Annotated in this window: 12 protein-coding genes and 1 pseudogene; 2 read left to right on the top strand and 11 right to left on the bottom strand. The window is 64.2% G+C overall.

All coding sequences use genetic code 11. From position 1 onward, the window contains the following. The first annotated feature begins 81 nt into the window (after window positions 1-81). Both RAE19_RS07035 and RAE19_RS07030 read left to right on the top strand, forming a co-directional pair. Window positions 82-2,154 carry an ATP-binding protein gene (locus RAE19_RS07035; RefSeq protein ID WP_313874221.1) on the top strand — a complete coding sequence of 691 codons (2,073 nt, stop codon included), beginning with the start codon at window positions 82-84 and terminating at the stop codon, window positions 2,152-2,154. Between the two features lie 9 nt (window positions 2,155-2,163). Next, window positions 2,164-3,000 carry a creatininase family protein gene (locus RAE19_RS07030; protein ID WP_313874220.1) on the top strand — a complete coding sequence of 279 codons (837 nt, stop codon included), beginning with the start codon at window positions 2,164-2,166 and terminating at the stop codon, window positions 2,998-3,000. A 1-nt stretch (window position 3,001) separates the two neighbouring features. Here RAE19_RS07030 and RAE19_RS07025 read toward each other — a convergent pair whose 3' ends face one another. The 11 genes and pseudogenes from RAE19_RS07025 to RAE19_RS06975 form a co-directional block, all read right to left on the bottom strand. Continuing rightward, complete coding sequence (locus RAE19_RS07025) at window positions 3,002-4,024, bottom strand: CapA family protein (protein WP_313874219.1); 1,023 nt, start codon at window positions 4,022-4,024, stop codon at window positions 3,002-3,004. After that, window positions 4,021-4,425: a hypothetical protein gene (locus RAE19_RS07020; RefSeq protein WP_313874218.1), complete on the bottom strand. Its 405-nt coding sequence runs from the start codon at window positions 4,423-4,425 to the stop codon at window positions 4,021-4,023. Before RAE19_RS07020 ends, RAE19_RS07025 begins: the two co-directional genes overlap by 4 nt. A gap of 40 nt (window positions 4,426-4,465) precedes the next feature. Next, window positions 4,466-4,819: a hypothetical protein gene (locus tag RAE19_RS07015; protein ID WP_313874217.1), complete on the bottom strand. Its 354-nt coding sequence runs from the start codon at window positions 4,817-4,819 to the stop codon at window positions 4,466-4,468. 52 nt (window positions 4,820-4,871) lie between these two features. Next, window positions 4,872-6,058: pseudogene (locus RAE19_RS07010) on the bottom strand (ammonium transporter). A 379-nt stretch (window positions 6,059-6,437) separates the two neighbouring features. Next, window positions 6,438-7,106, bottom strand: a complete 669-nt coding sequence (locus RAE19_RS07005) for a histidine phosphatase family protein (RefSeq protein WP_313874216.1) — start codon at window positions 7,104-7,106, stop codon at window positions 6,438-6,440. Window positions 7,107-7,231: 125 nt separating this feature from the next. Next, window positions 7,232-7,870, bottom strand: coding sequence for a LysE family translocator (locus tag RAE19_RS07000; RefSeq protein ID WP_313874215.1), 639 nt, complete (start codon window positions 7,868-7,870; stop codon window positions 7,232-7,234). Window positions 7,871-7,919: 49 nt separating this feature from the next. Beyond that, complete coding sequence (locus RAE19_RS06995) at window positions 7,920-8,891, bottom strand: threonine dehydratase (RefSeq protein ID WP_313874214.1); 972 nt, start codon at window positions 8,889-8,891, stop codon at window positions 7,920-7,922. Window positions 8,892-8,916: 25 nt separating this feature from the next. Next, the gene (locus RAE19_RS06990) at window positions 8,917-9,579 is read right to left on the bottom strand and encodes a LysE family translocator (RefSeq protein WP_313874213.1); all 663 of its coding nucleotides are present in this window, start codon (window positions 9,577-9,579) and stop codon (window positions 8,917-8,919) included. After that, window positions 9,579-10,517 carry a PhzF family phenazine biosynthesis protein gene (locus tag RAE19_RS06985; protein WP_313874212.1) on the bottom strand — a complete coding sequence of 313 codons (939 nt, stop codon included), beginning with the start codon at window positions 10,515-10,517 and terminating at the stop codon, window positions 9,579-9,581. The genes RAE19_RS06990 and RAE19_RS06985 overlap by 1 nt, the downstream gene beginning before the upstream one ends. A 16-nt stretch (window positions 10,518-10,533) precedes the next feature. Further along, the gene (locus tag RAE19_RS06980) at window positions 10,534-11,406 is read right to left on the bottom strand and encodes a PhzF family phenazine biosynthesis protein (protein ID WP_313874211.1); all 873 of its coding nucleotides are present in this window, start codon (window positions 11,404-11,406) and stop codon (window positions 10,534-10,536) included. A gap of 24 nt (window positions 11,407-11,430) precedes the next feature. Beyond that, window positions 11,431-12,054: a glutathione S-transferase family protein gene (locus tag RAE19_RS06975; RefSeq protein WP_313874210.1), complete on the bottom strand. Its 624-nt coding sequence runs from the start codon at window positions 12,052-12,054 to the stop codon at window positions 11,431-11,433.

Genomic DNA, 12,054 nt, shown 5'->3' with positions numbered 1-12,054 from the left:
CGGGGCGGGCCGTGGGGCTGGCTTGCGAGGGCTGGGGTACTTGCGCTGGGTTATAACAGGCAGGCCAAACAGGTACGGTTGTTGCAACTGCGCTTTGTGCGCTTGACCCGCACCGCTGCCCGCGGCCATACTGCGACAGCACTTTGGTACAACCTTCGGAAAGGCCCGTTCCGCGTGAAGTTCCCGAGTTTTTCGCTGCGCCAAACGCTGATGCTCGGGGTGGCTGCCGGCATTCTGTTGCCAGCCCTGTTTTTCGCCGGCTTTCAGGTCACCAGCAAGCTGGAGACTGAGGTCACACTGCGGGTCGAAGTCCCCCTCAAGCAATATGCCGACGTACTGTCGCGCGGCATGGCGGTGGCGGTGTGGAATCTGGACCGGGGTGTGGCGATCGAGCTGGTCGAAGCCGTGATGCGCAACCCCGACGTGGTGAGTGTGACCGTGACCGACGAGTTCGGCGAGCCCTTCGTCAAGCGTGGCGACGCCTCGGGCGATATCGACAACCAGCGGCAAGAAGAGCGCGAAATCACTTACAACGGCGCCCGGGTCGGTAACTTGAGCGTCACCATGTCCACCCTGCAGGTGCAGGCTGAGGCGCGTGATGAGTTGATGCGCTTCTCCGGCGCCTTGCTGCTGCAGGTCGCGCTGGCGTTTGCCTTTATTTGGCCCTTGTTCAGCAGCCGCATCGTGCAACCCATGCTGCGCTTGCGGGAAAGTGCCTTGCGCCTGGCCCGCGGGGATTTGTCCGAGTCGGTAGCCAGCCCCAAAAATGACGAAATGGGCCAGCTCTCCAACGCGCTCGACACTATGCGGATCGACCTTGGCGCATTGCTCGGCGAGCGCGAGCAGAAAACCTTGGCGCTGCAGCGCGAGCTCGAAGAGCGGGCCCGCACCGAACAGGCGCTGCGCGACAGCCAGGCCAAATTTGCCGCGATTTTTGATGCCTCGCCAGTGGCCATGTCAGTGTCGACCATGGGCGACGAGGTACAGACCCTCGATGTCAACTCCGCGTGGGGCCGCGTGTTCGGCATGGACCGCGCCAGCGTGATCGGAACCAACGGCAAGCGGGTCGGCATCTGGAAAGACCTGAGCGTGCGCGAAAAAGCGCTGGACACCTTGCAAAAAACTGGGGAGCTATCCAACTTTCAGGCGTGGATGAGCCGCGGCTTGCATGGGGCCGAGATCTATTGCGAACTGTCCGGCCGGGTGGTGTGGTTGGAGGGGCAAGAGGTGTTGATCATGGCGTTTGACGACATCACCGAGCAGCACCGCTACGACGAAAACATCCTCCAGCTCAACGCCACCCTGGAGCACCGTGTCCAAGAGCGCACCCAGGAGCTGACCGATGCTTTGGGGCAACTGCGCGCCGCCCAGTCCGAGCTGGTGCGCGCCGAAAAAATGTCGGCTTTGGGCTCTTTGGTGGCCGGCATTGCCCACGAGCTGAACACCCCGATCGGCAACAGCCTCACCGTGGCCAGCACCCTGCAAGACCATGCCGACAATTTTGCGCAGAGCATGAGCAAAGGCTTGACCCGCAGCCGGCTGGACGAGTTCGTGGCCAACACCCAGCAAGGCGCCGGCATCTTGATGCGCGGCCTGCAACATGCGGCAGAGCTGGTGGCCAGCTTCAAGCAAGTGGCGGTGGACCAGACCAGCTTAAACCGGCGCAATTTTGAGTTGCAGCACACGGTGGCCGAAATTCTGCTGACGCTGGGGCCCACCATCCGCAAGTCGCCGCACAAGGTGACCACCGATATCCCGCACGATGTCGAGCTCAACAGCTACCCCGGCCCCTTGGGGCAGGTGCTCACCAATTTGATGAACAACGCCCTGATCCACGCGTTCGACGACAACGGCCCGCCCGGCACCATCCAGATCACCGCCCGCCTCGACGGCGACAACCGGCTGGAACTGCTGGTCTCGGACAACGGACGCGGCATACCGGCAGCGCACCTAGCGCGGGTTTTTGACCCGTTTTTCACCACCCGTCTGGGGCAAGGCGGCAGTGGTCTGGGGCTCAATATCGTCTACAACCTGGTGACCAAAACACTGGGCGGCACCATCGATGTGAGCAACCTGCCTGACTCGGGTGCGTGCTTCCGCATCCGCATGCCGCTCGTGGCACCAATGATCGCGCCGGACAGTGCCGCTGGTTAAGATGGAGTGATGCACCCTCCCTCCCGTTTTTGGGCTGACTGGACCAGCCCGCAATTCGACGCCGCCCGCACCGCCGGCACGCTGGATCGCATGATTGCCGTGTTACCGGTAGCTGCCACCGAACAGCATGGCCCGCACCTGCCCTTGCAGGTGGATAGCGCGCTGGTCGATGGCGTGGTGGCGCATGCGCTACCCCATATCGCCCCCGATATTCCCGCCCTGTTTTTGCCCACCCAAGCCGTGGGGTACAGCCCTGAACACGCCGAGTTCGCCGGCACCCTGACCTTCAAGGCCGAAACCGTGATCCGCATCTGGACCGAGATCGGCGAATGCGTGGCCGCCACCGGGGTGAAACGCATGGTGCTGTTTAACAGCCACGGCGGCCAGGTGGGGCTGATGGATGTGGTGGCGCGTGACCTGCGCGCCCGGCTCGGCATGCTGGTCTACAGCGTCAACTGGTTTGGCTTGCCCCTCACCGCGCCCGATGGCAGCGATGTAAATGCGCTCTTCAGCGCCCATGAGCACCGGTTTGGCATCCATGCCGGTGACGTCGAAACCTCGATGATGCTCGCCCTGCGCCCTGACCTCGTAAACATGGCGCAGGCAGAAAACTTTGCCTCGACTTCTGAAGACCGTGCCAAGGCCTTTCCCATCCTCGGCAATGGCAAGAGCGCCAAGCTGGGCTGGCAAATGCAGGACTACAACCCTGCAGGCGCTGTCGGCAACGCGGCTGCCGCCACAGCTGCCAAGGGCGAGGCGGTCTTGTCTGCCGCAGGCCGCGCCCTTGCGGGCTTATTGGCCGAGATCCATGCACTGCCCGGCGACACCTTGAGGTCGCGGGCTTAGCTCAGTCGGTTGGGGTGCACAGGCGGGTACCCGCCTCGCCACGGCGCCAGCACGGTGTGGCGCGGGTCGGGTCCGGGGTGGGAATGCCCTGCAGGTCAATATTGACAGCCCGGGTCTCAAATGCCTGCACACCCTGTGCGCTCAGGCGCAACTTCAGCACCCACGCGCGGCGCTGGTCGTCGTTGTCGGTTTCCTTCATCACAAAGTTGCCCACGCTGTAAACGATGGGTTTGCCTTGGTGGTAGTCGATGTCCTGGGTGACATGCGGGTGGCCGCCGATCACCGCGTCTGCGCCGGCATCCACCATGCGGCGGGCCAAGCTGCGTTGGCGGTTGTTGGCCACCAGCTCGTTTTCCCACCCCCAATGCATCACGGGAATCACCAAATCCGCGCGGTGCAGGGCTCGGGCGGCACGTATGTCGGCCACCACCTGCTCATCTTCGCTCCAGGCGATGCCCGGCGCATCAAAGTCCGCCTCAAAACTGCGCGGCATGAACTCGTTGTAGCTCAGCAGCGCAATCCGCAGGCCCTTGCGCTCCATGATCAGCGGCGCGTGGGCCTCTTTCAGGTTGCGGCCACCGCCAAAGTACTGCAGCCCGGCGGCCGGTAGCAGGGTGAGCATTTCGGCAAATGCCTCGCGGCCATAGTCGCCCGAGTGGTTGTTGGCCAGGGCCAGCGCATCGAAGTGGCGCTTGAGCACCGGCAAGGTCCGCGGGTGGGCCCGGAAGGTGAAGTTTTTGTCGCCCGCCGAGCCGGTGGTGGCCACTACGCACTCGAGGTTGCCAATGCGGATATCCGCCTTCGCAAAAAAGTCCCGAAAGCCGCCAAACGGGTCTTCGCCCCGTTCGATCATGGCGCCCGCCACATCGTCGAGCACGATGTCCCCGGCAAACACCAGCGTTACCCAGCCCGACTCGTCCTTGGTTGGTGGCACCGGCTGCGCCACGGCTGCGCTGTGGCCCAGCAGGGCGATAGTGCCTGCGAGCAGCAGGCCGAGCACGTTGTTGAGGGTGGGGCGCTTCATGGTTGCACCCCGTGCAGTACACACTCGTATTGCAGCTCCCGCTCCACGGGGCCTGCGTACACAAACTGTTTACCCGTCAGCCGTTGGCCCCCCGGCGCAGTGGCGAAGGGCGGTAAATACGTGGCCTGCTGCACCAGCACCGGCTGGGTGCGGGTGTCGAGGTAGGCATAGGTTTTGATGTACTCCGGCTGTGCACCGCGCCCCACCACTACTGCCTTGAAGTAAAAACGCCCGCCCACATCCACCGATGCCACCGGGTACGGATCGTCCACGGGCGTGGCCTCTAGGGTTTGGGTACTCCCAGCGTAGGTGAGCTCACAGCGGAGCAAGGGGCTGGCGTGCAGGGTGGTGGCGCACACTAGTGCGGCACAGGCCAACAGGCGAAAGGTTAAACACAGCATGCACAGATTGTGCCGGTGATAGCCCCCGGTTGGGCCGCCGCTAGCGGATGCCGCGTATGTACCGGTGCCCGCCCGCATCGGCAGCGCCCAGCAGCGAGTCGGATGCGCCGGGCAGGGGCGCAGGGCGGGTGTTGCCCCCCAGCATGCCGAACAGCTTGTCGCGGCTGGTCGCGCGGTGGGGATGCTGCGGCTCCATGGCCAGCTCCAGTTTGGCGGCCCATTCGCCGAGGTCGGCATGGCCGTCGTCTTTGGCGGCGGCGCGCGCAAAGCGGATGATTTCAGCGGCGTACTCGGTGTTGCTGGCCATCCACTCGGTATCGGTCACCCGGCCGGTTTTGCGGCGCAGCAGCACGTGCAAATGGGCGGCAATCGCCAGTTTTTCGCTGTTCAACATGCAACACTCCTTGGCAGCCGCTGGCGGCCGCAACCTGTTTCAAATCACACTATCAACCCCCGATGTGCTCGCGGTGTTGCGACACATCCAGGCCCACCAGTTCCGCGTTGTCATCGACCCGGAGGCCCACAATCACCTTGGTCAGCCACAGCAGCGCAAAGCTCATGGCGCCGCTGTAGACCACCACCACCACCGCGCCCAGCGCTTGGGTGGCGACACTGCCGGTCACGCCCGAAATGCCCTTGCTGGCAAACACCCCGGTAAGCAAAGACCCGACGATGCCGCCTATGCCGTGCACCCCGAATACATCCAGCGAGTCGTCAGCATTGAGCATGCGCTTCAGGCCGGTCGCGCCCCAGTAGCAGGTCACCCCCGCCACCAAACCGATGATCACCGCCGCGCTGGGCGACACAAAACCTGCCGCCGGGGTGATGGCCACCAGCCCTGCCACCAAGCCCGAGCACAGCCCCAGCAAAGAGGGGCGCCCGCGCATGACCCATTCACCCAGCATCCAACTCATGGCACCGGCAGATGCCGCAAGGTGCGTAACCGCCATGGCCAAGCCCGCCCGCCCATCGGCCGCCACCGCCGATCCGGCATTGAAGCCGAACCAGCCCACCCACAGCAGGCCCGCGCCCACCATGGTCAGGCCCAGGTTGAAAGGCTCAAACGGCTCTTTGCCATAGCCCTTGCGGGCGCCCAGCATGTAGGCGCACACCAGGCCCGAACACCCGCATTGATGTGCACCACGGCACCGCCTGCAAAGTCGAGCACGCCCATTTGCACCAGCCAGCCGCCCGGCTCCCACACCCAGTGGGCAATCGGGGCGTACACCACCACCGACCACATGCCTATAAAGAGCAGCATGGCCGAGAAGCGCATCCGCTCGACCAGTGCACCCACGATCAGCGCCCCGGTGATGATGAAAAAGGTGAGCTGAAACATCGCATACACCGACTCCGGGATATTCGGCGCCACATGGCTCACCGCCACCAAGCCCGCCTCTTTAAGGTAGCCCAGCCCGCTGAACCACATCCGTTCGGTCCCGCCCAGCCAGGCCGTGCCCGGCGTAAAGGCCAGCGAGTAGCCCACCGCAAACCAAAGCAGGCTTAGCAGGGCCGCCAGCGCCACCACACTCGCCATGGTGTTGATGACACTCTTTTTGCGCACCATGCCGCCATAAAACAAGGCAATACCGGGCAGCGTCATCAGCAACACCAGTGCGGTGCTGGTCATCATCCAAGCCGTGTCTGCGGCGTTGATGCTGTCTTGCTTGGCCAGAAAGGGTTTAGTCGGCGCTGGCGACACCGATGCCGATACAGGCGCTGGAGTCGGTGTTGTTGTCGGTGCCGGTGTTGCGACCGCAGCCGGGGCCGGTGCAGATTCTGTTGCAACTACCGCTGCAACTGGCGCGGCCTCGGTAACAGTGCCGCTGGCGGGAGTTTGTGCCTGGGTAGTGAGCGACCAGCTCAGCGCGACGATGCCCATCCATAGCGCTAGGGAGGGCAGACCTTTTTGGTGCATTGTGTTCCTCTGTGTTTTCCAACACAGGTCACAAAGCACGAGCTATGCCAGAGCCGCCAAGGGCGTCGTCTTTAGCGACGCGAGCGCGACACCCTCAGGAGTAAGTCACCCAATCCGCATGGGCTGCGTCATCCAGGTGGGGCAGGGTGTTGTAGGTCACCAGCATGTGGCGTTTGGGGGTGTAGGCCAACTCGGTCACAGAGCTGTTGCGGATGCGCAGGTTCAGCTCAATCGTGGTTTCGGGCGTGGTGCCCAAAACATGCCCCACGGCAGTGGAGATAGGCCCGCCACTGCTCACGATCAGCACATTGCCGGTGTGCGACTTGCGGACATGCTCCAGCGCGCTGGTTACTCCGCGCACAAAATCGTCGTAGCTCGGCATGCCCTGCGGGCTGACCACCCCATTCATCCACTGGGTCAGGCCGTCGCGCAGCAGCCGGAAGTGGTGGCGGTACATCTCGGGCGTATCGGGTTTTTCGAGGGGCGTAGGGTGAATCGCCTTGATCACCGCCTCGCTGTCGTATTCATTCAGGCCCGGCCACTCAAGGGGCTGGTGCGTGAGCCCCGCGCCTTGGGCAATACCGGCCCAAGTCTGGGCGTGGCGCTTGAGTGTGCCGGTGATCACCGCGTCAAACTGCAAGCCCTTGCCCGCAAAGTACTCCCCCAGCCGCACGCTCTGCCGGTGGCCGAGCTCGCTCAGGTTGTCGTAATCAGCCGCCCCGAAAGAGGCCTGCCCGTGGCGCACCAGATAAAGATTTCCCATGGGTAGGATTTAAGCCCAATCGGCACTTGGCACTTGTTAAATGTGCGACAGCAGCTATGAAATTAGGAGCGCTGCAGGTGTCTCTGAATGTCGGGAAGGTTAAAGGGACACTTACTTCGCAAGGCTCAAGCCGCATTGCGCTGCTGGGCCAAGAGTTTGACCGCCAGCGCCCCCAACACCAAGCCCATGACGTAGCGTTGAACGGCGAGCCACAGACGGTGCTGGGCGAACCAGCTGGCCATGGCTGCCGCCGAGAGAGTGACCATCAAATTGACACTGGAGCCGATGAAGACCTGAGTGAAGCCCAGCATCATGCTTTGCGCCAGCACTGAGCCGGACTCGGGTGCAATGAACTGCGGCAAGACGGAAAGATAAAAGATGGCGACTTTCGGGTTCAGGACGCTGGTGAGCAAGCCCATGACGAACAGCTTGCGGGGCGGTTCGGGTGGCAGGTCCTTGGCCTCAAAAGGGGAGCGCGCGCCGGGGCGCACCGCTTGCCAGGCCAGCCAGATCAAATAAAGAGCCCCCGCGAACTTCAGCAATTCGTAGCCCATGGGCACCGCCATAAATAGCGCGGTGAGGCCAACGGAGGCACACAGCATGTGCACCGAAAAGCCAAGTACTACGCCAAACCACGACATGACACCGGCCTTGCGCCCCTGGCACAAGGAGCGCGAGATGAGGTAAATCATGTTGGGCCCCGGTGTCACCGCCATTAACAAGGCGGCCGCAGCAAAGATCAGGAACTGTTGTGTGGAGATCATGGTGCAACAAAAAGAGTGAAAGGAGGAGGTGTGGTGGGGCGCAGGGAAACTAAGCTCGCAGCACCCCGGCAAACACCGCCGAGTCCACATTACCCCCGCACAAGGTAATCCCCACCGTCTGCCCTTGCAGGCTAGTCCGTTCTTGCATGGCGGCGGCAAAGCTGGCAGCGCCGGCGCCTTCGGCTACGTTGTGGGTGCAGGCAAAGATGTCGCGCATGGCTTGGGCGACTTCGGCGTCGGTCACTTGCACCAGGTGATCGATGGCGCCCATCAATATCTCCAGCGCCTCGGGGTCTGCCACGCGGCAGGCCATGCCGTCGGCCAGTTGGGTGGTCACGGGGGCTTCGACCACTTTGCCGGCTGCGAATGAATCGGCATAGGTGGTGGCGTGTGCGCTCACCACGCCCACAATGCGGGCCCGGTGGCCCAGCGCGCGTTTGGCAGCCACGGCGCTGCAGGCGCCGGAGCCTTGGCCGATGGGCACATAAATCACATCCAACTCCGGCGCCGCCTTGAGCAGTTCCCACCAGTAGGTGGCCACGCCGCGCAGCAGGTCAGGGTGGAAGCTGGGCACCATGTGGGCGCCACGGTCTTGGGCGAGTTGAATGGCGAACTCGCGGCTCTCTTGAAAGTCGGTGCCGTGCTCGATGAGGGTGACGCCCAGTGCGCGCATGGCGGCGTTCTTTTCCACCGAGTTGCCGTGCGGGACCACGATGGTGCAAGGCACGCCGTGCGCCCGTGCGGCCCAGCCCACGCTTTGGCCGTGGTTGCCGCGCGTGGCGCCCACCACTTCGGCGGGCATGGCGCCGCGCTGGGCCAGCTGGTCAAAGTAGGTCAGGCCGCCGCGGATCTTGAAGGCGCCCACCGGCGTGTGGTTCTCATGCTTGACCCAGCAGGTGGCGCCCAGCAGGCTGGAGAGCTGGCCCCAGCGGTACTGCGGTGTGGGGCCGAATTCGCGGTACACCACCTGGGCCGCAGCTTCGATGTTTTGCAGGGTGGGGAGCAGGGCGTTGGCAGTCATGGTGGGTCCTGAAGCAGTGTGAAATTCAATGTGCGTGGGTGCTGGTGCGCAGCAGCTGCAGCCCGGCTATGCCGAACACTGCTGCCAGCAGGCCCTCCAGCCCGCGGCGGGCGCGGGCATAGACGCGGCGTGCGGCAGGGGTAGAAAACGCCAGCGCGTAGCCGCCGAAAATTGCCGCCCCCATGACCATGCAGCCGCCTACCACTACCCAAGCGAGGTGGGGCGAGGCGCCGGCAGGAATGCCCACCGTGACCGTGGCCAGCCAGCTCAAAACGGCTTTAGGGTTGGTGAGGTGCATGGCCAAACCACGCAAATACAGGCTGCGCGCATCCACCGCCTGCGGTGTGGCCGCTGCTGTAGCAGCGTGGGGCTGCATGGCTGCGCGGCCCGACTTGAAGGCCAGCCACAGCAGGTACAAACCGCACAGCACTTTCATGGCGATTAAGCCTGCTCCGAAGCTGGCCAGCAGCTGCGAAACACCCAGTGCCGCCAGTACGCCCCAGAACCACGAGCCGCTCAAAATGCCCAGCGTCAGCCACAGCGCGGGGCGGCGCCCGGCGTTCATGGCCATGCCCATGATGGCCATGTTGCTGGGGCCGGGGCTGGCGGTGCCAATCAAATAGGTAGTCCACGCCAGCGCCAGTTGCGCGGCCATGGGGGCGTGCAGCCAGGCGTCTAGCGGCGCCATCACAGGGTGACCTTTCCTTCAATGCAAGTGACCGAGTCGCCGCCCACCCATACCTGGCCCTGCGCGTCTTGCTCAATAAACACGCGGCCGGCACGGCCTATGCAGGTGCCCTGGGCGGCTACGTAGCGGGCAGGGGCGATGCCATCGGCAATCAGCCACTGGGCGAGACTGGCGTTGAAGCTGCCGGTGACGGGGTCTTCGGTCACGCCGATATCGTCCGCAAAGAAGCGGACCTCGATGGACGGGGGGTCGTCTAGTGTGGCGGCGCTTGAGCTGCTGCTGCCCCCGAAAGCGCGTGCTTCGCGGTTGCTGCGTACTATCAAATCAGGAGCTGCTGGCGCAACATCCATGCCGGCTACACCGATGCCGCGTGCCAAACCTTTGAGGGCAGAGTGATCCGGGCGCAAGTCCAGCACGGTGTCCATGCTGTCGAGCAGCAGGCCCAGCCAGACTGGCCCGTTGTCCAGCCACTGGGCTGCGCGAACTTGCTCTGCGCGCAGCCCCAAGCCTGAAGCCACCCGTGCGATCAGCGCTGAGTCGGGCGTGCTGCGCTGCAGGCTGGGCGCGGCAAAGGCGAGGCGGGTGTCGTCGCGCTTGAGTTTGACTAAACCTTTGGCGCACTCTTGCACGATGGTGCCAGCCACCTTGGACGCGCCACCCGCTTGCAGCCAGGCGTGGCAGCTGCCCAGCGTGGGGTGGCCGGCAAACGGCAGCTCATCGGCGGGGGTGAAGATGCGCACCCGGTAGTCCGCGCCCTGCGCCGCCGCTGCGGGGCTGGGGGGCAGCAAAAAAGTGGTCTCGCTCAGGTTGGTCCAGCGGGCGAAAGCCTGCATCTCTTCGTCGCTGAGGCCGCTGCCGTCCATCACCACGCCCAAGGCGTTGCCGAGGTAGGGGATGCGGGTGAAGACGTCGACTTGTTGGTAGGCGCGTGGGGTCATAAGCTGTCTCGTCGGGTTACAGAGTGGCGCTGCCGCGTATGCAGGTGACCGAGTCACCGCCCACCCAGACCTGGCCGCTGGCGTCCTCGCGGATGTGGATGCGGCCTTCGCGCTGGATGCAGGTGCCCTGGTGCACCACGTAGCTGGCGGGCATGTATTCGTCCGCAATCAGCCACTGGGCCAGGCTGGCGTTCAGGCTGCCGGTGACCGGGTCTTCGTTGATGCCGTTGAGTGCGGCAAAAGCGCGCACCTCCAGTTTGCTTGCTATGGAATCAGGAGCTGCTCGCGCACTATCCACGGCGGCTACACCCACTTTTACACCCAAATTCTTGAGTGCAGGGTGGTCAGGCTGCAGTTGCAGCACGGACTGCATGTCGTCCACCAGCACGCCCAGCCAATCGGTGCCGTTGCTCAGGTGCTGGGCCGAGATGATTTGCTTGGCTGTCAGGCCCAGCGCATGGGCCACCTGCGCCAGCAAGCCGGGGCTGGGGTTTTTGCGTTGGAACGAGGGGGCCGCAAAGGCCAGGCGGCTGCCGTCGCGGCAGATCTGCACCAGGCCTTTGGCGCACTCCTGCACGATGCGGTCTTTGGCTTGGGGCGCGCCACCGGCCTCCAGCCAAGCGTGGCAGCTGCCCAGCGTAGGGTGGCCGGCAAAGGGCAGTTCACCGCCGGGGGTGAAGATGCGCACCCGGTAGTCCGCGCCCTGCGCCGCTGCCTCGGGGGTGGGCGGCAGCAAAAAGGTGGTTTCGCTCAAGTTCGTCCATCGCGCAAAGCCCTGCATCTGCGCATCATTCAGGCCGCTGCCGTCGAGCACGACGGCGAGCGGGTTACCCAAATACGGCTGGGCAGTGAACACATCGACTTGGGCGAAGGGGCGAAGCTGGGGCACGAGGAGCCTTTCTAGGATTGAGCGTTATGAAATAGGGAGGTCGAGCACACCGCGGGTGGCCGGGCGCGCCAGGATGGCCGCAAACCAGCGCTCCAGGTGCGGCCAAGCAGGCCGCTGCTGCGGCAGGGCGAACCAGCGGTGCACATCACAGGCCACGGGAATGTCTGCCATGCTGAAGTGCTCGCCGCACATCCAGGTGCGGGTGGCCAAATGGTCGTTGAGTTGGGCCATGGCCGGCTCGGTGGCGGCGGTGGAGCGGGCAATGACGGCAGCGTCGCGCTTGTCTGCCGGCGTGCGGAACCATTGCAGGAACGCGCCACCGCTCTCGCGGTTCAGGGTGGTTTGCTGCCAGTCCATCCAGCGCTCGGCGTCAAAGCGTTGCGCCAGTTCTTGGGGGTAGAGCTGGTCATTGCCGTACTTGGCGCGGAGGTAACGCACGATGGCGTTGCTCTCCCAGAGCGTGAAGTCGCCATCCTGCAGCGTGGGCACCAGCGCATTGGGGTTCATGGCCAGGTACTCGGGGGTTTTGACCACCCCGAAGGCCATGCCCGCATCGCTGCGGGTAAAGGCGACGCCGGTTTCTTGCGCGGCCCACACCACTTTGCGTACGTTGAGCGAACTCAGGCGCCCCCAGATATGGACCGTCAT

The organism is Rhodoferax potami, from assembly GCF_032193805.1.
Classification (GTDB): Bacteria; Pseudomonadota; Gammaproteobacteria; order Burkholderiales; family Burkholderiaceae_C; genus Allorhodoferax; species Allorhodoferax potami_A.
The sequence above is the reverse complement of the archived record's forward strand: the minus strand, read 5'-3'. Positions and strand labels throughout refer to the sequence as shown.